Consider the following 20,186-nt stretch of genomic DNA (forward strand, 5'->3'; position numbering starts at 1 on the left):
TGAGCAGTCCCCTTACCCCTCCTCACCCCCGGCACGGAGGTCCGCCGGCGCGCCGCCGGAGGTCCGGCGGCGCTTCCCCCAGCGGGACGCCCGGGCGGCATCGGGCGGTGCGGTCCGCAAAGCCCCGTCCGCTCACGGGCGAAGGTGAGGAGCTACTCTCCACCGGTATGGACAGTGAGGGGCCGAAACCGGTTCTGCCGAGACCCGTGCGCAACCTGTTCGACCCCCTGGCGCGGCTGATCGACGGGCCGCCCGGCGCGTCCCGGGCACGGATCGCCCACCGCGCCCGCGTGCTGGTGACCGTGGCCACCGGGGTGGCCAACCTCGGCGGCGCCATGGTCGTCCTGCTGTTCACCACGCTGGTGGTCCCCACCCCCGAGGCCGGGTCGGACCGGCTGCGGCTGGTCAACCTGCTGGTCTTCATCGGCTATGTCGTCGCCGCCGTCCCGGTCGGCCTGGTGCTGGGCGAGCGCTTCTTCCGCCGGGTGCGCCGCCTGGTGGAGCAGGACCGCGCCCCCGACAAGCGCGAGCAACTGCTGCTGCTGTACGGGCCGCTGCGGCTGATGGCCCTGCACCTGGGGCTGTGGGGCATCGGCACGGTCGGCTGGACGGCCATCAACCTGCCGTTCTCGGCGCTGCTGGCGTTCAAGGTGGGCATCACCAGCCTGCTGGGCGGGCTGACCACCTGCACGGTCGTCTACCTGCTGACCGAGCGGATCCTGCGCCGGGCGGTCACCACCGCGCTGCGCGAGGGCATGCCGCGCCGCACCGGGCTGCCCGGGGTGGTGGCCCGCTCCATGCTGGCCTGGTCGCTGGGCACCGCCGTGCCGCTGCTCGGCCTGCTGGCCCTGGCGGCCGGGGTGTTCATCATCGACGACCCCGACATCGAGGACTTCGCCGTCGGCGTGCTGGCGCTGGCCTGTACGGCGCTGGCGGTCGGGTGCGGCGTCAGCTACGTGGCCGCCCGCGCCATCGCCGACCCCGTCGAGTCGGTGCGGCTGGCGATGGCCCGGGTCGAACGGGGGGACCTGGACGCCGAGGTCCCGGTCTACGACGGCAGCGAGATCGGGCTGCTGCAGGCCGGCTTCAACCACATGGTGGCGGGGCTGCGCGAGCACGAACGGCTGCAGGACCTGTTCGGCCGCCAGGTCGGCGAGGACGTCGCCCGGGTCGCCCTGGAACACGGGGTCGACCTGGGCGGGGAGACCCGCGAGGTCGCGGTGATCTTCGTGGACATCATCGGCTCCACCCGGCTGGCCGCCGACCGCCCGCCCACCGAGGTGGTCAAGCTGCTCAACGGGTTCTTCGCGGTGGTGGTCGAGGTGATCGGCCGGCACGGCGGCTGGATCAACAAGTTCGAGGGCGACGCCGCGCTGGCGATCTTCGGGGCCCCGCTGGACCTGCCGGACGCGCCCACCCGGGCGCTGCGCGCCGCCCGCGAGTTGGCCGGACGGCTGCGCACGGAAGTGCCGGAACTGGCGGCGGCGGTGGGGGTCTCCGCGGGCGAGGCGGTGGCCGGGCACATCGGCGCCGAGGAGCGCTTCGAGTACACCGTCATCGGCGACCCGGTCAACGAGGCCGCCAGGCTCACCGACCTGGCCAAGACCACGCCGCGGCGGGTGCTGGCGGCCGGCGCGGTGGTGGCCACCGCCGCGCCGGACGAGGCGGGCCGCTGGACGCTGGGCGAGGAGGTCATACTGCGCGGGCGGACCCGTACGACCCGGCTGGCCGCCCCGCACGCCCCGGAGCCGCCGGACCCGCCGGAACGGCAGGACTCGCCGGCCGCCTGACCTGGTGGGCCGCCCGGCCGGAGTGCGGGAGCGCTCCCGCACAAGCCCGTCACCTTCCGGCCCGCCACCGGAAATCCTCGCGTAACACCATTGACACACGCCCTGAGCCGCTCCTACCGTCCTGCCTAACGAACTATCGAAGCGCTTCGACTAAGCGTTTCGACACCCCCGACCAGCCCTGCCTCGGGCACGAGCGGTCACCCCACCGCTGGAGGAACGCATGGTGAAGGTACGCAAGGCGGCGGCCGTCCTGGCGGCGCTGGCCACCGCCGCGACGGCACTGGCCGGCTGCGGCGGCGACTCGGACTCGGGCGGGTCCGGGGGCAAGGAACTGCGGCTGTGGCACTACGAGGGCCCGGACAGCGCCATGGGGGTGGCGTGGAACCAGGCCATCAAGGAGTTCGAGGCGACCCACCCGGGCGTGAAGGTGAAGTTCGAGGAGAAGGGCTTCGAGCAGATCCAGAAGACCGCGCCGATGATCCTGAACTCCAAGGACGCCCCCGACCTGATGGAGTACAACAAGGGCAACGCGACGGCCGGGCTGCTGTCCAGGCAGCGGCTGCTGACCGACCTCACGCCCGAGGTGACCAAGCGCGGCTGGGACAAGCTGGTCCCCGCCGGGGTGCAGGTCACCGCCAAGTACGACGGCAAGGGCGTCATGGGCGGCGACAAGTGGTTCGGCGTCCCCAACTACGCCGAGTACGTGCAGGTCTACTACAACAAGGACCTGTTCGATAAGCACGGCGTCAAGGTGCCCACCACGTTCGCCGAGCTCACCGCCGCGATGGACCAGTTCGTGGCCAAGGGCGTCACCCCGCTGACCAACGCCGGCGCCGAGTACATGGCGCACCAGTTCGTCTACCAGCTCGCCCTCACCAGGGCCGACCGCGCCTGGGTGGACGCCTACGAGCGCTACACCGGCAAGGTGAACTTCAAGGACGCGGCCTGGACGTACGGCGCCACCACGTTCGCCGACTGGGTGAAGAAGGGCTACGTCGCCAAGAACTCGGTGGGGGCCAAGGCCGAGGACGCCGGTGTCGGCTTCATCAGCGGCAAGTTCCCGATGATGTTCTCCGGCAGCTGGTGGTTCGGCCGGGTCGCCGCCGAGGCCAAGTTCGAGTGGGACACCTTCGTGTGGCCCGAGGCCAAGATGACGCTCGGGTCCGGCGGCAACCTGTGGGTGGTCCCGCAGGGCTCGAAGAACAAGGAACTGGCCTACGACTTCATCGACATCACGATGAAGAAGGGCATCCAGAACGCGCTGGGCAACGCCGGCGGCATCCCGGTGGCGGCCGACACGGCGGCCATCACCAACCCCAAGGCCAAGAAGCTGATCGACAACTTCAACACGCTGGCGGCGAGCGACGGGCTGGCCTACTACCCCGACTGGCCGGTCCCCGGCTTCTACGACACGTGGGTGTCGGAGGTCCAGAAGCTGATGAACGGCAGCGCCTCCCCGGACCAGGTGCTCGGCAACATCCAAAAGGCCTACGACAGCGGCCTGCCCAAGTAGGCGCCCCCCAGCCGGCTCCGATGGCGGGACGGGCCCCGCAGACCCTGCGAGCCCGTCCCGCCACCGGCGTGAAAGGTCGACCATGACACCACCAGCGAGCGTGACGGCCACGCCGTCGCCGAAGACCCCCGGGACGCCCGGCGGCCCGGACGCCCCCACCGGGCCGGGCCGCTCCCGGCCCGTGCGGCGGCAGATCCCCTACGCGCTGTTCCTGCTGCCGGGCGGGCTGCTGCTGCTCGTCGTGATCATCGTCCCGTTCCTGATGAACCTGGCCCTCAGCTTCACCGAGTGGGAGGGCGTCGGCGAGCCGCGGTGGGTGGGCGCCGACAACTACCGCGAACTGCTGGGCGACGCGGAGTTCTGGGCCTCCTTCCGGCACAACATCGCGGTGACGCTGGCCATGGCGGTCATCCCCACGTTCCTGGGGCTGGTGCTGGCGGCCGGGCTGTTCGACTTCATCGGCAAGCGGTTCGGCCCGCGCACTGCGGCCTTCCTGCGCGCCTGCATCTACCTGCCGCAGGTGCTGCCGATCGCGGTCGCCGGGATTGTGTGGAGCTGGATCCTGGCCCCCGACAGCGGGGCGCTCAACGAGCTGCTGGGCCTGGCCGGCCTGGAGTCGCTGCAGCAGGACTGGCTGGGCGATCCGGGCAAGGCGCTGTTCAGCGTGATGGGCGTGATGGTCTGGGTGCAGGTCGGCTTTCCGCTGGTGATCTTCATGGCGGGCCTGCAGCGGGTGGACCCGGCCCTGTACGAGGCCGCCGAGATCGACGGGGCGTCCTGGTGGCTGCGGTTCCGGCACATCACGGTCCCGCAGATCAGGCCGGAGATCTTCGTGTCGCTGCTGTGGTGCACCATCGCCTCGCTCAAGGCGTTCGCGTTCATCTACGTGCTCACCAAGGGCGGTCCCGGCGGTGCCACCAGCGTGCCGTCCTACTACTCGTTCGAGAACTTCTTCGACAACACCCGGGTCGGGTACGGGGCCGCCGTCGCCACCGTGCTCGCCCTGATCATCATCGCGCTGACCGTGGTCTTCCTGCGGCGGCAGAGCAGCGGCGAGGAGGACTGAGCATGGCGACCGTGAGCGCCACGGCGCGGCGACCCGGACCCGGCGGGCCCGGCAGGTACGCGGTGCTGCTGGCCTACCTGGTCCTGGCGGCGGTGATGCTGCTGCCGTTCCTCATCGTGCTGGGCAACGCGGTCAAGACCCCCGCCGAGTACTCCCAGAACGGCCCGCTCGCCCTGCCCGAGGGCATCTACCTGGACGGGCTGCGGGACTTTTGGGAACGGGTGGACTACGGCGACAAGCTGCTCAACAGCCTGCTGATCAGCGGCTCGGTCGCGGTGCTGGCGGTGGTGCTGTCGGTGCTGAACGCCTACGCGTTGGGCATCGGGCGAGTCAAGGGGCGGCTGTGGGTCCTGGTGCTGTTCCTGATGGCCAACACGCTGCCGCAGGAGGCGCTGGTCTATCCGCTGTACTTCCTGGCCAAGCAGACCGGCCTGTACGACACCCGGATCAGCGTGATCATCGTCTTCACCGTCGTGCAGACCGCGTTCGGCACCTACCTGCTGTCGTCGGTGCTGTCGGGCTTCCCCCGGGAGATCCTGGAGGCGGCCCGGATCGACGGCGCCAACCGGTGGCAGGTGCTGTGGCGGGTGGTGGTGCCGGTCAGCCGGCCGACCCTGTCGGTGCTGCTGGTGTTCTTCTTCATCTGGACCTGGAACGAGTTCCTGATCCCGCTGGTGTTCCTGGTCTCCAACGACAACCAGACCGTGTCGGTGGCGCTCGGCGTGCTGCAGGGCCAGCGGCTGATGGACGCCACCATGACCAGCGCCTCGGCGGTGCTGGGCGTGCTGCCCACCGTCGCCTTCTTCCTGATCTTCCAGCGGACCCTGACCCGCGGCGTGACGGTGGGCGCCATCAAGTAGCCCACCGCCCCCAAGGTCCCACAGGTCCACACGCCTCCCACGCATCGAAGGGCACAGGCTTTCCATGAAGTTCACCGATGGCTACTGGCTGATGCGCCCCGGGGTCCACCCGACGTATCCCGTCGAGGTCCTCGACGTCACCACCGGCCCCGGCAGGCTGCGGGCGTACGCCCCCGGGCGGCACATCCACGACCGCGGGGACCTGCTCAAGGGCCCGATGGTGACGGTGGAGCTGGCCGCGCCGATGCCCGACGTCATCAAGGTCGTCATCACCCACTTCGCCGGCGGGGCCCACCGGGAGCCGCACTTCGAGCTGGCCGCGGCCGAGGACGGAGCCGAGGACGCCGCCGAGGTCCGCTGCGACGAGACGGCGGCGGCCCTCACCTCCGGCGCGCTCACCGCGCGGATCGACCGGCGCCCGGAGGGCTGGCGGCTGGACTTCGCCGCCGGCGGGCGGACGCTGACCGGCAGCGGCTTCAAGGCGATGGCCGTCATCGACACCGACGACGGCCGCCACTACGTCCGCGAGCAGCTCGACCTTGGGGTGGACCACTTCGTCTACGGGCTCGGCGAGCGGTTCGGCCCACTGGTCAAGAACGGCCAGGTCGTCGACATCTGGAACGCCGACGGCGGCACCGCCAGCGAGCAGGCCTACAAGAACGTGCCGTTCTTCCTCACCAACGCCGGCTACGGCGTCTTCGTCAACCACCCCGGGCTGGTGTCGTTCGAGGTGGGCTCGGAGGCGGTCTCGCGGGTGCAGTTCAGCGTCGAGGGCCAGTCGATGGAGTACCACCTCATCTACGGCCCGACGCCCAAGGAGATCCTGCGCAAGTACACCGCGCTGACCGGCCGGCCGCCGCTGGTCCCGGCCTGGTCGTACGGGCTGTGGCTGTCCACCTCGTTCACCACGTCCTACGACGAGGACACCGTCACCGGCTTCATCGAGGGGATGGCCGAGCGGGACCTGCCGTTGAGCGTGTTCCACTTCGACACGTTCTGGATGCGCGAGTTCCACTGGTGCGACTTCGAGTGGGACCCGCGCACCTTTCCCGATCCGCGCGCCATGCTGGAGCGGTTGAAGGCCCGCGGCCTGCGGATCTGCGTGTGGATCAACCCCTACATCGCGCAGCGCTCGGCGCTGTTCGAGGAGGGCAAGGCCAAGGGCTACCTGCTCAGGCGGCCCAACGGCGACGTGTGGCAGTGGGACCACTGGCAGCCCGGCCTGGCCATCGTCGACTTCACCAACCCCGAGGCCCGCCAGTGGTGGGCGGCCAAGCTGGACGCGCTGCTGGAGATGGGCGTGGACTGCTTCAAGTCCGACTTCGGCGAGCGCATCCCCACCGACGTGGTCTGGCACGACGGCTCCGATCCGGAGCGGATGCACAACTACTACACGCACCTGTTCAACGAGACCGTGTTCGAGCTGCTGCGCAAGCGGCGCGGTGAGGGCGAGGCCATCGTGTTCGCCCGGTCGGCCACGGTGGGCGGCCAGCGGTTCCCGGTGCACTGGAGCGGCGACTCGGAGTCGACGTTCGAGGCGATGGCCGAGAGCCTACGCGGCGGCCTGTCGCTGGGCATGTCCGGGTTCGGCTACTGGAGCCACGACATCGGGGGTTTCGAGGGCACCCCCGACGCGGGCATGTTCAAGCGCTGGATCGCCTTCGGGCTGCTGTCGTCGCACAGCCGCCTGCACGGCAGCGGCTCCTACCGGGTGCCGTGGCTGTTCGACGAGGAGGCGGTGGACGTGCTGCGCGTGTTCACCCGCCTGAAGATGCGCCTGATGCCGTACCTGCTGCGCGCCGCCGGGCAGGTGCGGGACGAGGGGCTGCCGGTCCTGCGGGCGATGGTCGTGGAGTTCCCCGACGATCCGGCCTGCACGCATCTGGAACGGCAGTACATGTTCGGTGATGATCTCCTCGTGGCCCCGGTGTTCTCCTCCGACGGCGAGGTGTCCTACTACGTGCCCGAGGGGACGTGGACGCACCTGCTGACCGGCGCGCGGGTGCACGGGCCGCGCTGGGTGCGCGAGCGGCACGGGTACGACAGCCTCCCGCTGCTGGTCAGGCCGGGTGCGGTGGTGCCGATGGGCGCGGTGGAGGACCGGCCGGAGTACGACTACGCGGACGGGGTGACGCTGCGCCTGTACGAGCTGCCGGACGGCGCCGACGTCGTCACCGAGATCCCCGGCGCGGACGGCTCGGTGGCCCGCACGTTCCGCACCCGCCGGCGGGCGGACACGGTGCGCGTCGAGACGAGTCCCGGCGTCTCCTGGCAGGTGCTGCTCGTCGGCGTCCGCGACGCCGTGTCCGTCGAGGGCGGCGCCGCCCGCCCGGACGAGCAGGGCCTGCTCGTCGAGGCACGGGAGGCCACACTGGTGATCGAGCTGGGGGAGCGCACATGACCGAACAGGACCTGCCCACCGGGTTCCCGGCCGGATTCGTCTGGGGCGCGGCCACCGCCGCCTACCAGATCGAGGGCGGCGCGAAGGAGGACGGCCGCGTCCCGTCCATCTGGGACACCTACAGCCACACGCCCGGCCGGGTGCTGGCCGGCGACACCGGCGACGTGGCCGCCGACCACTACCACCGGTGGGCCGACGACGTCGCCATGATGGCCGACCTGGGGCTGCGGGCCTACCGGTTCTCCATCGCCTGGCCCCGGGTCATGCCCGGCGGCCGGTTCAACCCCAAGGGTGCCGACTTCTACTCGCGGCTGGTGGACGCCCTGCTGGACGCGGGCATCACCCCCGTGGCCACCCTCTACCACTGGGACCTGCCCCAGGAGTTGGAGGACGCGGGCGGCTGGCCGGTCCGCGACACAGCGCTGCGGTTCGCCGAGTACGCCGAGGCGGCCGGCCGCGCCCTCGGCGACCGCGTGGGCGTCTGGACGACCCTGAACGAGCCGTGGTGCTCGGCGTTCCTGGGGTACGGCTCGGGCGTCCACGCGCCGGGCCGCACCGACGCCGCCGACGCGATCGCCGCCGCCCACCACCTCAACCTCGCGCACGGCCTGGGCGTCGAGGCGCTGCGCGGGGTGGTCCTGCCGCGGGCCAGGTTCTCAGTCACCCTCAACCTGCACCACGTGCGCGGCGAGTCCCCGGATGACGCCGACGCGGTGCGCCGGGTGGACGGCATCGCCAACCGGATCTTCCTCGGCCCCATGCTGACCGGCGGCTACCCCGCCGACCTGGTGGCCGACACCGCGCAGATCACCGACTGGGCGTTCGTCCGGCCCGGTGACGAACGGACCGTCGCCGCGCCCCTGGACGTGCTGGGCGTCAACTACTACTCGCCCACGCTGGTCCGGCGCTGGGATGGGAGCGCTCCCCGCCAGACCGCCGACGGGCACGGGGCCAGCGCGCACACCGCCTTCCCGGGCTGCGAGGACGTCGAGTTCGTCCGGCAGCCCGGCCCCTACACGGCGATGGGCTGGCCGATCGACGCCACCGGCCTGACCGAACTGCTGGTACGGCTGCACCGCGACCACCCCAGCGTCCCGCTGATGGTCACCGAGAACGGCGCCGCGTTCGACGACCGGGCCGACCCCGACGGCCGAATCCGCGACACCCGCCGCATCGGCTACCTGCGCGACCACATCGGCGCGGTCCGGGCCGCCCTCGACGCCGGCGTGGACCTGCGCGGCTACTTCGTCTGGTCGCTGATGGACAACTTCGAATGGGCCTACGGCTACTCCAGGCGCTTCGGGATCGTCCACATCGACTACGAGACCCAGCGCCGCACCTGGAAGGACAGCGCGCACTGGTACCGGAAGGTCATCGCCGCCAATGCGTGACCCGCGCAGAGGCCGGTGATGAGGCCCGCGAAGAGGGCGGGGAAGGCACCCGCGAGGGGGCCGGTGAGGGCCGTCGCGGCCGTGGCCGCCCTGGCTGTGGCGGCGTTCTGCTACGGCACCACCGAGAGCCTGCCGGTCGGCCTGCTCCCGCTCATCGCCGGGGACCTGGAGACGTCCAAGTCGGCGGTCGGGCTGCTGGTCACCGGCTACGGGCTGACCGTGGCGGCGGTGTCCGTGCCGCTGACCAAGATGACCGGTCGCGTCCCGCGCCGGTATCTGCTGTCGGGCCTGCTGGCGGTGTTCGTGGTGGCGACGGTCGTGTCGGCCGCCGCCACCGGCTACTGGGTCCTGCTGGCGGCCCGGGTGGTGACGGCGCTGTCGCAGGCGGTGTTCTGGCCGGTGGCGGTGGTGGCCGCCGCCGGGCTGTTCGCGCCGGAGGTGCGGGGGCGCGCGGCGGCGTTCGTGTTCACCGGCGGCTCGCTGGCCGTGGTGCTGGGCGTGCCGCTGGGCACCTGGATCGGGCAGCAGGCCGGCTGGCGGGCGGCCTTCCTGGGGCTGAGCGCCATCGGGATGCTGGCGCTGGCCACGATCGCCCTGCTGCTGCCGACCACCGATCCCGGCGAGAACCACGCCGCCACGGGGACCGCCCCGAACGTCCGCCGCTACTGGACGCTGGTGGCGGTGGTCTCGTTCGGCGTCGGCGGCGTCTTCACGTTCCTGACCTACATCACCGCCTTCCTCACCGAGGTCGCCGGGTACTCCGAGGACGCGATCAGCCCGGTGCTGCTGGTCAACGGCGGGGCCGACATCATCGGGCTGGCCTGCTCGGCGGCGCTGGTCGACCGGGGCCCGCGGGCGCTGCTGGCGGGGGCGGCGGGCCTGCTGGTCACGGCGCTGCTGGGCCTGCAGGTGTTCGGCGACCGGCCCCTGATGACGGTGGCGATGGTGGCGCTGCTCGGCTTCGGGCTGCCCTGCATGGCCACCGCCATCCAGGCACGGGTGATGGAGGTGGCGCCGGGCAGCACCGACATCGCCTCGGCGGGCACCTCGGCCGCGTTCAACATCGGCATCGGCGGCGGCGCGCTCGTCGGCGGACTGCTGCTGCCCTGGCTCGGGGTACGGGCGACCGCGCTGGGTGGCGCGCTCTTGGTCGCCTGCGCGCTGGCGGTCCTGGCCGCCGAGTCTCGGATCGCCGCCCGCGCCCCGCGCCCGGAGCCCGCCGGGCGGACGCCGCCGGGCCGGTCCGCGCAACGACCGGAGCGTTCCGGCTAGCGCGGTGGCGGGGGAGCGGTGCTGTCGCCCGCCATCAGCCTCGGCGCCATCAGCGTGGAACCGGGGACCCGGTCGTCGCCGTTGAGCTTGCCCATCAGCAGTTCCACGGCCCGGCGGCCCATCTCCTCGGCCGGGATCGGCACCATGGTCAGCCGGGGCGACACCGCGGCGGACAGGTCCTGCGGCCCCATCGCGACGATCGACAGGTCGCCGGGCACCGTGACGTCCAGGCCGCGCAGCGCCTCCAGCAGCGGCGGCACGGTCGGCTCGTTGTGCACCACCAGCCCGGTGATCTCCGGATGCTCGGTGCGGAGCTCCTTGGCGGTCGCCCAGGCGGCCTCGTGGGCCGTCTCGCAGGGGCGCACCAGGGTGCGCAGGCCGCGCCGGGCGGCGGCCTCCTCGAAGCCCGACAGGGTGCGCCGCGCGAAGCCGGTGCCCCGCTCCAGCACCCCGGCGGGCGGCCCGATCAGCGCGACGCCGGTGTGGCCGAGGTCGGCCAGATGGTCCACGCACAGTCCGGCGGCGGCCGAGAAGTCCAGATCCACGCAGGTCAGCCCGGCCGGGTCGGCGGGGAAGCCGATGAGCACCGACGGCAGCCCCAGCTCCCGCAGCACGGGGGCGCGGGGGTCGTGCAGCTCGACGTCCATCACGATGACCGCGTCCACCAGCGCCGAGCGGGCCACCCGGTGCAGGCCCTCGGTGCCCTCGTCGTTGGTCAGCAGCAGCACGTCGTGGTCGTGGCCGCGGGCGGCGGTCACGATCGCCATCGCGATCTGCAGCAGGATCGGCACGTGCATGTCGGTGCGCAGCGGCACCACCAGCGCGATCACGTTGGCTCGGCTGCTGGCCAGGGCGCGCGCGCCGGCGTGCGGATGGTAGCCCAGGGCCTTGATGCTGGCCGCCACCCGCTCGCGGGTCGCCGCGGAGATGGCCCGCTTGCCGCTCAGCACGTACGACACGGTGCTGGGCGAGACCCCCGCGTGCCGGGCGACGTCCGCGATGGTGACCATCGGCTCCCTTCCACGGTGGTGCGACGGCGGGCGTCGAAGCGCTTCGATTTCGCAATGTAGGCCGCGTCGGCCGCCGAAGGCAAGTTCGGTCACCAATATCCCATGTCAGCGGGCCGCCCGGCGGCCCCGTGCGGTGATGGGCCTTGACGGTGGAGGAGGGCTGTGTCACTTTCGTGATCGCGGCCGGGTGTCGAAGCGCTTCGACGTGTTCTGACCGCACGGACCCGGAGGACTTCCATGTCCCTGGCACCACCCCGTCCCGGCCGCGGCTCGGCCGTGCTCGCGGCGGCGCTCGCCGCGTCGCTGGCCCTGGGCCTGTCGGCACCGTCCGCCCTGGCCCGCCAAACCCACCCCTTCCAGAACCCGGCGCTGTCCACCGACGCCCGGGTCGCCGACCTCCTGCGGCGGCTGACGCCGGAGGAGAAGATCGCGATGCTCCACCAGTACCAGCCGGCCGTCCCGCGGCTGGGCATCAAGCCGTTCAAGACCGGCACCGAGGCCCTACACGGCATCGCCTGGTCCACCGACCGCAACGCCGGCGGCGCGGTGCGCACCGCCCAGGGCACGGTGTTCCCGCAGTCCGTCGGGCTCGGCTCCACCTGGAACCCCGCACTGCTCAAGCGGGTCGGCACGGTGGTCGGCACCGAGGCGCGCGGTTACCATGCCGTCGACCCCGACGTGTGGGGCCTGCAACTGTGGGCGCCCGTGGTCAACCTGCTGCGCGACCCCCGCTGGGGCCGCAACGAGGAGGGCTACTCCGAGGACACCCTCCTCACCGGCGCCCTGTCCACCGCCTACGGCCAGGGCATCCAGGGCGACGACCCCGACCACCTGCGGGCCGCGCCGGTGCTCAAGCACTACCTGGCCAACAACAACGAGATCCGGCGCGACACCACGTCCGCCAACCTGCCGCCGCGCGTCAAGCACGAGTACGACGAGCAGGCGTTCAAGGCGGCGATCGGCGCCGACGCCGCCACCGGCGTCATGTCCGCCTACAACCTGGTCAACGGCCGGCCGATGACCGCCCATCCCGACCACGACGACGTGGTACGCACCTGGACCGACAGGACGCTGTTCAACGTCACCGACGCGGGCGGCCCCAACAACCTCACCGGGTCGCAGGGCTACTACGCCACCCAGGCCGAGGCCAGCGCCGCCATCCTCAAGGCCGGGCTGGACAGCTTCACCGTCGATGACACCAACTCCGCCAAGACGATCGCCGCCGTCAAGGAGGCGCTGGCCAAGGGGCTGCTGACCGAGGCCGACATCGACCGGGCGGTCGGCCGCATCCTGTCCGTGCGCGTGCGGCTCGGCGAGTTCGACCCGGGCGGCGGTCCCCACGGGAAGATCACCAAGGATGTGATCAACGCTCCGGCGCACCGGGCCCTGGCCCGCCAGGCCGCCGTCGAGGGCACCGTGCTGCTGAAGAACTCCGGCCGCACCCTGCCCCTGGACGCCGCCCGGACAGACACGGTGGCCGTCGTCGGCCCGCTGTCGCAGACCCTCTACACCGACTGGTACTCCGGCAGCCTGCCCTACAAGGTCACCCCGCTGGACGGCATCCGGAAGAAGCTACCCGGCGGGACGGTGACCGGGACCGAGGGCGTCGACCGCATCACCCTCAAGGACACCGCCACCGGCCGGTACGTGGTCGCGGGCGCCGACGCCGACGGCGAGGCGCTCAAGGCCACCGGCGTCACGGCCGACGCCACCGCCCAGTTCGACGTCTTCGACTGGGGCCAGGGCGTGGTGACGCTGCGCAGCGTGGCCAACGGCAAGACGGTCGGCCGCCACAACTGGGGCCCGACCATGGTCAACGACCAGGACCAGCCCAACGGCTGGTTCGTCCAGCAGATGTTCACGCTGGAGGACGCCGGCCAGGGCCGCGTCCTGCTGCGCTACGCCGGATACGAGAAGGCCTACGACTGGGCCGACCCGGCCACCAGCTACCTGAAGGTCGGTGACGGCGGCACCCTGGAACTGGCGAAGAAGGAGAACGCCTCCACGTTCGCCAAGGAAGTCGTCAGCAGCGGCGTCGACAGTGCGGTACGTGCGGTGACCGGCGCCGACGCGGCCGTCGTCGTGGTCGGCAGCATGCCGTTCATCAACGGCCGCGAGGACCACGACCGCACCACGATGGCGCTGGCCGAGGGCCAGTCCGAGCTGATCAAGGCGGTCCGCGCGGCCAACCCCAACACGATCGTGGTGGTGGAGAACAGCTACCCGACCACGCTGAACTGGGAGCAGCGCAACGTCCCGGCGATCCTGTGGACCTCCCACGCAGGCGCCGAGACTGGCAACGCGCTGGCCGACGTGCTGTTCGGCGACGCCGACCCGTCCGGGCGGCTGCCGCAGACCTGGTACCGCTCGGACGCCGACCTGCCCGATATCCTCGACTACGACATCATCAAGCGCGACCGGACCTACCTGTACTACAAGGGCACGCCGCTGTACCCGTTCGGGCACGGCCTGTCCTACGGGTCGTTCCGGTACGGCAAGCCCAGGGTTGGCGATCGGCCGGTGTCGGGCCGCGACACCGTGACCGTGAGCGTGGACGTCACCAACACCGGCAAGAAGGCCGGCCAGGAGGTCGTCCAGCTCTACACCCGCCAGCGGACCTCGCGGAACAAGCAGCCTCTCCGGCAGTTGCGCGCCTTTGAGAAGGTGCTGTTGAAGCCCGGCCAGAAGACCACCGTCCGGCTCACCTTCAAGGCCGCCGACCTGGCTCACTGGGACGTTACCCGCAACAGGTGGGTCGTCGAGAGTTCCGTCCACGACCTGATGGTCGGGGCGTCCTCCTCCGACATTCGCGGGCGCGCCACCGTGAAGGTGAACGGGGAGAAGATCCCGCCGCGCGACCTGGGCGGGGACACCCGCGCCATCGACTTCGACGACTACCAGGGCGTCGATCTCGTCGACGAGACCAAGGTGCGCGGCGAGGCCGTCGGCGTCTCCTCCGGAGACTGGCTCAAGTTCGCCGACGTCGAGCTGGGCAAGGGCCCCCGAACCTTCACCGCCAGGGTTGCCAAGGCGTCCGAGGGCGAGGGCGCCGTCCAGATCCGCATCGGCTCGCCCACCGGCCCCGTGGCGGGCACCGCCAAGGTCGCCTCGACCGGTGACCGCTACACGTACACGACCACGACCGCCGCGCTGAAGGGCGCCACCGGCCGTCGGGACGTCTACCTGGTGTTCACCGGTGACCTGCGGATCAGCTCGTTCTCCCTCAGGTGACCGCCTCCCGTCCCCGTCCCCGCTCCGGCGGGGACGGGGACGGGGACGGGGCGATTGAACCTTCATCTTCATGCCCACGTGGTGAGGGTGTCGGCATCGAGAAGGGCGATCGTGAGAAAGGACGATCTCATGAAAGGTCAACGGGGAATCACCGTCGCTGCACTGGCGTCCTTGGGCGTGCTGCTCAGCGCCGGGATCGGTGCGCCGGCCGGCGCCCAGGAGCGGGCCGGTGGACCGAAGCCCGTGAGCGGCTTCCCGTTGCCCGACGGCTTCCAGCCCGAGGGCATCGCGATCGGCCCCGGTCCCGTCGCGTACTTCGGGTCGCGGGTGGACGGCGACATCTACCGCGTGGACCTGCGCACCGGGCGGGGCGCCGTCTTCAGCCAGGGCCCCGGCACGCCGTCGCTGGGCATGAAGACCGACCACAGGGGACGGCTGTTCGTCGCCGGGGGAACGGGGGGCGACGCGCGCGTCGTGGACACCCGTACCGGCCGGATACTGGCCTCCTACCGGCTCGCCGAAGGAGCGTCGTTCGTCAACGACGTTCTGCTGACCAAGGGCGCGGCGTGGTTCACCGACTCGACCAACAAGGTGCTCTACAAGCTGCCGCTGGGCCGAGGCGGCGCGCTGCCCGCGGCGGCGAAGCGTCTCGGCATCACCGGGGTCGACTACTTCGAGGGCATCAACGCCAACGGCATCGCGCCCACACCGGACGGCCGGGACCTGCTCGTGGTGCAGAGCAACCAGGGGCGGCTGCTGCGCATCGACCCGGCCACGGGCAAGGCCACCGTGGTCGACCTGGGCGGGCAGACGCTGGAGTTCGGTGACGGGCTGCTGCTCAAGGGCCGCACCCTCTACGTGGTGCAGAACCGTGCCAACCTGGTCGCGGAGGTCCGGCTGAACGGCTCCGGCACGTCGGGCCGGGTCGTCCGCCGGATCGGCGATTCGCGCTTCGACGTTCCCACCACGGTCGCGGCGTTCGGCCACCGGCTGTACCTGCCCAACGCGCGGTTCACCACTCCGCCCACGCCGGCCACCCCCTACGACGCCGTGGCCATCACGGTGCGCTGACCTGTAGTTCCAGGGTGACCCCGGCCCCCCGGGGTGCGGGGCGGGCGGCCCCTGCCGCGCCGCGCCCTCTGGACCCCGGGGAACGGGTCGGGCGACCCTTGCTCCACTGCGGTCGCCCGACCCGTTGACACCCCCCTGACCAGGGCCCTAACGTCAGGTGGGCGGGCGCTGTCGAAGCGCTTCGATGACCGGCTGCACAGGAGGGTTGCAGATGTTCGAACCGACCAGGGACGACCGGTTCAGCTTCGGGCTGTGGACGGTGGGCTGGCAGGCGCGCGACCCGTTCGGCGACGCCACCCGCCCGCCGCTGGACCCGGCCGAGTCCGTGCACAAGCTGGCCGAGCTGGGCGCCTGGGGCGTGACCTTCCACGACGACGACCTGCTGGCCACCGAGCCCGACCGCGACAAGGCGGTCGCGGCGTTCCGCCGGGCGCTGGAGGCCACCGGCCTGGTGGTGCCGATGGCGACCACCAACCTGTTCACCCACCCGGTGTTCAAGGACGGCGCGTTCACCTCCAACGACCGCGACGTGCGCCGGTACGCGCTGCGCAAGGTGATGCGCAACCTCGACCTGGCCGCCGAACTGGGCGCACGCACCTACGTGTGCTGGGGCGGCCGGGAGGGCGCCGAGACGGATGCCGCCAAAGACGTGCGGGCCGCTTTGGACCGTTTCAAAGAGGCGCTGGACATCCTCTGCGGCTACGTCCTCGACAAGGGCTACGACATCCGCTTCGCGCTGGAGCCCAAGCCGAACGAGCCGCGCGGCGACATCCTGCTGCCCACCATCGGGCACGCCCTGGCGCTGATCGGCGAGCTGGAGCACCCGGAGATGGTCGGCCTGAACCCCGAGGTCGGCCACGAGCAGATGGCCGGGCTGAACTTCGTGCACGGCGCCGCGCAGGCGCTGTGGCACGGCAAGCTGTTCCACCTCGACCTCAACGGCCAGCACGGCATCAAGTACGACCAGGACCTGGTCTTCGGCCACGGCGACGTCAAGAGCGCCTTCTTCCTGGTCGACCTGCTGGAGAACGGCGGCTACGACGGCCCCCGCCACTTCGACTACAAGCCGACCCGCACCGAGGACATCGACGGCGTGTGGGCCTCGGCCGCCGCCAACATGCGCACCTACCTCATCCTCAAGGAGCGCGCCGCGGCCTTCCGCGCCGACCCCGAGGTGGCCGAGGCGCTGGCGGCCTCCCGCGTCGACCAGCTCGCCGTCCCCACGCTCGCCCCGGGCGAGACGTACGAGGACCTGGCCAAGGACGACTTCGACCCCGAGGAGGCGGGCCGCCGCGGCTACCACTACGCCCGCCTCGACCAGCTCGCCGTCGAGCACCTGCTCGGAGCCAGGTGAGCCATCCGGTGACCCCGTGGGCTCCCGGCCGCCCCGCCGGGGCGGCCGGGAGCGCCACACCGACCCCGAGGACACGGTCATGACCCCCACACTCGTCGCCGGAGTCGACTCCTCGACCCAGTCGTGCAAGGTCGTCGTCGCCGACGCCGCGACCGGCCGGATCGTCCGCTCCGGCCAGGCCCCGCACCCCGACGGCACCGAGGCCGACCCCGCGGCCTGGCAGGAGGCGCTGCACCTCGCGCTCGTCCGGGCCGGCGGCCTGGACGGCGTGGCGGCCATCGGCGTGGCCGGGCAGCAGCACGGGATGGTCTGCCTGGACGAGGCCGGCCGGGTCGTCCGCCCCGCACTGCTGTGGAACGACACCCGGTCGGCGGACGCGGCGCGGGAGCTGACCGCCGAGCTGGGCGGCCCGGACGCCTGGGCGAAGGCGACCGGCTCGGCCCTGGTCCCCTCGTTCACCGTCACCAAGCTGCGCTGGCTGGCCCGGCACGAGCCGGAGGCCGCCGCCCGCACCGCCGCCATCTGCCTGCCGCACGACCACCTGACCCGGCTGCTGACCGGCGAGCTGGTGACCGACCGGGGCGACGCGTCCGGGACCGGCTACTGGTCGCCGGCCGAGAACGCCTACCGGCCCGACCTGCTGCGGCTGGCCCTCGGGCACGAGCCGCAGGTGCCGCGCGTGCTCGGGCCGTCCGAGCTCGCCGGTCACACGGCCGAGGGCGTGGCCGTCTCGGCGGGGACGGGCGACAACATGGCCGCCGCCCTGGGCCTGGGCCTGGCGGAGGGCGACGTGGTCGTCTCGCTGGGCACCTCGGGCACGGTCTTCGCGGTGAGTGCCGCGCCCACCGCCGACCCCACGGGCGCGGTCGCCGGGTTCGCCGACGCTACTGGCCGCTTCCTGCCGCTGGTGTGCACCCTGAACGCCGCCCGGATCCTGGACGCCGCCGCCCGGATGCTCGGCGTGGACCACGCGGAACTGTCCCGCCTGGCGCTCTCGGCGCCACCGGGCGCGGACGGCCTGGTGCTGGTGCCCTACCTGGAGGGCGAACGCACCCCCAACCGGCCGGACGCGACCGGCGCCCTGCACGGCCTGCGGCTGTCCACCTCGACCCCGGCCCACCTGGCCCGCGCCGCCGTCGAGGGGATGCTATGCGGTCTGGCCGACGGGCTGGACGCGCTCATCGCGCAGGGCGTGCGGGCCGAGCGGGTCCTGCTGATTGGCGGCGCGGCGCGCTCGGAGGCGGTGCGCCGCATCGCGCCCCGGGTCCTCGGCAGGCCGGTCGTGGTGCCGCCCACCGGGGAGTACGTGGCCGAGGGTGCCGCCGTCCAGGCGGCCTGGGCCCTGTCGGGCGCCCAGGAGCCGCCGCGCTGGGACCGCCCGGACATCATCGCCTACGAGGCCGAGCCGGTGCCCGCGATCCGCGAGCGCTACGCCGAGGCCCGCGACCACGTGCTGACCCGTCCCGCCGAGTAAGTCGAGCAAGCCGAGTAGGCCGAGTAGGCCGAGTAGGCCGAGTGGGCCGAGTAAGCCCGCCCCCTGCGGGAAGGGGGGCGGGGTGGATGAACGGACCGCACGGCTGCGGGACATCGCCGAGGAGACCTTCGGCTGGGAACGGCTGCGGCCGGGCCAGCGCGAGGCCATGCAGGAGCTGCTGGACGGGCACGACGTCCTGCTGGTGTCGCCGACCGGCAGCGGCAAGTCGGCGGTGTACCAGGTGCCCGCCCGGCTCGACCACGGCTTGTTCGCCGGATGGTAGTGGCGGGCCGGTTCGGGGAACTCCGGCGCATCCTGCGGGAGGACACACCCTTGAGGGAGTTGACGAGCCTGGAGACGGATGTCAACGGAACCTGGTCACGAAAACCACATGGGCGTGCGGTGCGAAAAATGCAGTGCCTGCCGGTTCTGATATCTCCGTAGTCAGCCATAAACCAACGGTAAGATCGCGGGATGCGGCTCCGGTACAACTTCCGCATCCACCCGACCGCCGGTCAGCGTCAGGCGCTGGCGCGGGCGTTCGGATGCGCGCGTGTGGTGTTCAACGACGGGTTGCGCATGAGGCAGGAAGCACGCGTGCAGGGGTTGCCGTACGTCTCGGACGCCGAGCTGTCCAAGCGGGTGATCACGCAGGCGAAGAAGACTCCGGACCGCGCGTGGCTGGGCGAGGTGTCGGCCGTGGTTCTCCAGCAGGCGCTGGCCGATCTGAACGCGGCCTACCGCAACTTCTTCGCCTCGGTTACCGGCAAGCGCAAGGGACCGCAGGTCGCCCCGCCGAAGTTCCGGTCCCGCAAGGACAGGCGGCAGGCTATCCGGTTCACCAAGAATGCCCGGTTCCAGGTCACGGCGGGCGGGAAGCTGCGCCTGCCGAAGATCGGGGACATCCCGGTGCGGTGGTCACGGGACCTGCCGTCCGACCCCTCGTCGGTGACGGTGATCAAGGACGCGGCGGGCCGGTATTTCGCCTCGTTCGTGGTCGAGGTGGGCGATGAACCGCTTCCGGAGACTGCGTCCGAGGTGGGCATCGACCTGGGCCTGACTCACTTCGCGGTGCTGTCGGACGGCCGGAAGATCGACAACCCGAGGTTTCTGCGCCGCGCGGAACGCCGGTTGAAGAAGGCGCAGCAGGCCCTGTCCCGTAAGGAGAAGGGGTCCAACAACCGGAAGAAGGCCGTCGTCAGGGTCGCGCGGGCGCACGTTCGGGTGGCCGATGCGCGCCGGGACTTCGCGCACAAGCTCTCCACACGGATCATCTGTGAGAACCAAGCGGTGGTGGTGGAGGACCTGTCGGTGAAGGGCCTGGCCCGCACGAAGCTGGCCAAGTCGGTGCACGACGCCGGCTGGGGCCGGTTCACGGCGATGCTCGCCTACAAGGCCGCCCGCCACGGCCGGGCCTTGGTGAGGATCGACCGCTGGTTTCCCTCATCGAAGCTGTGCTCGACGTGCGGAGCCGTGGCCGAGTCCATGCCGCTGAACGTCCGGACATGGGAGTGCGCCTGCGGGGCGGTCCACGACCGGGACGTCAACGCGGCGATCAACATCCTCGCCGCCGGACGGGCGGAGAGGCTAAACGCCTGCGGAGGGACCGTAAGACCCGCCGCCTAGCGGAGGGCAGGACCCGGTGAAACAGGAAGCCTCAGAGGTGCCGCATGAACGCGCGGCACGGGCTGAATCCCCGGCCTTCAGGCCGGGGAGCGCGTCAAAAGACCCTGTCGCTGGAGGCCGTGGAACG

At 71.8% G+C, this 20,186-nt stretch carries 14 protein-coding genes; 13 read left to right on the top strand and 1 reads right to left on the bottom strand.

The genetic code is table 11. From position 1 onward, the window contains the following. The first annotated feature begins 167 nt into the window (after positions 1–167). From C4U03_RS19205 to C4U03_RS19235, 7 genes are all read left to right on the top strand, one after another. Complete coding sequence (locus tag C4U03_RS19205; protein WP_103939199.1) at positions 168–1,790, top strand: adenylate/guanylate cyclase domain-containing protein; 1,623 nt, start codon at positions 168–170, stop codon at positions 1,788–1,790. A 220-nt stretch (positions 1,791–2,010) separates the two neighbouring features. Further along, complete coding sequence (locus C4U03_RS19210) at positions 2,011–3,303, top strand: ABC transporter substrate-binding protein (RefSeq protein WP_103939200.1); 1,293 nt, start codon at positions 2,011–2,013, stop codon at positions 3,301–3,303. A gap of 82 nt (positions 3,304–3,385) precedes the next feature. Further along, positions 3,386–4,369, top strand: a complete 984-nt coding sequence (locus C4U03_RS19215; protein ID WP_103939201.1) for a carbohydrate ABC transporter permease — start codon at positions 3,386–3,388, stop codon at positions 4,367–4,369. Positions 4,370–4,371: 2 nt separating this feature from the next. Next, on the top strand, positions 4,372–5,229 hold the full coding sequence (locus tag C4U03_RS19220; RefSeq protein WP_103939202.1) for a carbohydrate ABC transporter permease: 858 nt from the start codon (positions 4,372–4,374) through the stop codon (positions 5,227–5,229). A 64-nt stretch (positions 5,230–5,293) separates the two neighbouring features. Further along, entirely contained in the window at positions 5,294–7,630 is a 2,337-nt protein-coding gene (gene yicI / locus C4U03_RS19225) for an alpha-xylosidase (RefSeq protein ID WP_103939203.1), read from the top strand. Beyond that, positions 7,627–9,021 carry a GH1 family beta-glucosidase gene (locus C4U03_RS19230; protein ID WP_103939204.1) on the top strand — a complete coding sequence of 465 codons (1,395 nt, stop codon included), beginning with the start codon at positions 7,627–7,629 and terminating at the stop codon, positions 9,019–9,021. The genes yicI and C4U03_RS19230 overlap by 4 nt, the downstream gene beginning before the upstream one ends. Before the next feature lie 63 nt (positions 9,022–9,084). Beyond that, positions 9,085–10,293: an MFS transporter gene (locus tag C4U03_RS19235; RefSeq protein ID WP_200827331.1), complete on the top strand. Its 1,209-nt coding sequence runs from the start codon at positions 9,085–9,087 to the stop codon at positions 10,291–10,293. Here the strand turns inward: C4U03_RS19235 and C4U03_RS19240 are convergent. Beyond that, complete coding sequence (locus C4U03_RS19240; protein ID WP_103939205.1) at positions 10,290–11,303, bottom strand: LacI family DNA-binding transcriptional regulator; 1,014 nt, start codon at positions 11,301–11,303, stop codon at positions 10,290–10,292. The two genes, C4U03_RS19235 and C4U03_RS19240, sit on opposite strands and share 4 nt — an antisense overlap. 237 nt (positions 11,304–11,540) lie before the next feature. On the opposite strand from C4U03_RS19240, the gene C4U03_RS19245 reads away from it, so the two are divergent. The 6 genes from C4U03_RS19245 to C4U03_RS19270 all read left to right on the top strand — a co-directional run bounded on the left by C4U03_RS19245 (position 11,541) and on the right by C4U03_RS19270 (position 20,059). After that, positions 11,541–14,534 (top strand): glycoside hydrolase family 3 protein, encoded by a 2,994-nt coding sequence (locus C4U03_RS19245; protein WP_103939206.1) that lies wholly within the window; start codon positions 11,541–11,543, stop codon positions 14,532–14,534. 129 nt (positions 14,535–14,663) lie between these two features. Next, on the top strand, positions 14,664–15,605 hold the full coding sequence (locus tag C4U03_RS19250) for an SMP-30/gluconolactonase/LRE family protein (RefSeq protein WP_103939207.1): 942 nt from the start codon (positions 14,664–14,666) through the stop codon (positions 15,603–15,605). 211 nt (positions 15,606–15,816) lie between these two features. Then, a complete protein-coding gene (xylA, locus tag C4U03_RS19255; RefSeq protein ID WP_103939208.1) occupies positions 15,817–16,959 on the top strand; it encodes a xylose isomerase in 1,143 nt (380 codons plus the stop codon). 79 nt (positions 16,960–17,038) lie between these two features. Further along, positions 17,039–18,433, top strand: coding sequence for a xylulokinase (gene xylB / locus C4U03_RS19260; protein ID WP_103939428.1), 1,395 nt, complete (start codon positions 17,039–17,041; stop codon positions 18,431–18,433). An 82-nt stretch (positions 18,434–18,515) separates the two neighbouring features. Continuing rightward, entirely contained in the window at positions 18,516–18,716 is a 201-nt protein-coding gene (locus C4U03_RS19265; RefSeq protein ID WP_103939209.1) for a DEAD/DEAH box helicase, read from the top strand. A 191-nt stretch (positions 18,717–18,907) separates the two neighbouring features. Then, positions 18,908–20,059, top strand: coding sequence for an RNA-guided endonuclease InsQ/TnpB family protein (locus tag C4U03_RS19270; protein WP_103939210.1), 1,152 nt, complete (start codon positions 18,908–18,910; stop codon positions 20,057–20,059). The last annotated feature ends 127 nt before the right edge of the window (positions 20,060–20,186 follow it).

This window comes from Thermomonospora echinospora (genome assembly GCF_900108175.1).
GTDB classification, from domain to species: Bacteria; Actinomycetota; Actinomycetes; order Streptosporangiales; family Streptosporangiaceae; genus Thermomonospora; species Thermomonospora echinospora.

Bases quoted from the DNA above. Each gene is read 5' to 3' on its own strand.
- C4U03_RS19205 (WP_103939199.1), top strand. From the start codon at position 168: ATGGACAGTGAGGGGCCGAAACCGGTTCTGCCGAGACCCGTGCGCAAC.
- C4U03_RS19210 (WP_103939200.1), top strand. From the start codon at position 2,011: ATGGTGAAGGTACGCAAGGCGGCGGCCGTCCTGGCGGCGCTGGCCACC.
- C4U03_RS19215 (WP_103939201.1), top strand. From the start codon at position 3,386: ATGACACCACCAGCGAGCGTGACGGCCACGCCGTCGCCGAAGACCCCC.
- C4U03_RS19220 (WP_103939202.1), top strand. From the start codon at position 4,372: ATGGCGACCGTGAGCGCCACGGCGCGGCGACCCGGACCCGGCGGGCCC.
- yicI (WP_103939203.1), top strand. From the start codon at position 5,294: ATGAAGTTCACCGATGGCTACTGGCTGATGCGCCCCGGGGTCCACCCG.
- C4U03_RS19230 (WP_103939204.1), top strand. From the start codon at position 7,627: ATGACCGAACAGGACCTGCCCACCGGGTTCCCGGCCGGATTCGTCTGG.
- C4U03_RS19240 (WP_103939205.1), bottom strand. From the start codon at position 11,303: ATGGTCACCATCGCGGACGTCGCCCGGCACGCGGGGGTCTCGCCCAGC.
- C4U03_RS19245 (WP_103939206.1), top strand. From the start codon at position 11,541: ATGTCCCTGGCACCACCCCGTCCCGGCCGCGGCTCGGCCGTGCTCGCG.
- C4U03_RS19250 (WP_103939207.1), top strand. From the start codon at position 14,664: ATGAAAGGTCAACGGGGAATCACCGTCGCTGCACTGGCGTCCTTGGGC.
- xylA (WP_103939208.1), top strand. From the start codon at position 15,817: ATGTTCGAACCGACCAGGGACGACCGGTTCAGCTTCGGGCTGTGGACG.
- xylB (WP_103939428.1), top strand. From the start codon at position 17,039: ATGACCCCCACACTCGTCGCCGGAGTCGACTCCTCGACCCAGTCGTGC.
- C4U03_RS19270 (WP_103939210.1), top strand. From the start codon at position 18,908: ATGCGGCTCCGGTACAACTTCCGCATCCACCCGACCGCCGGTCAGCGT.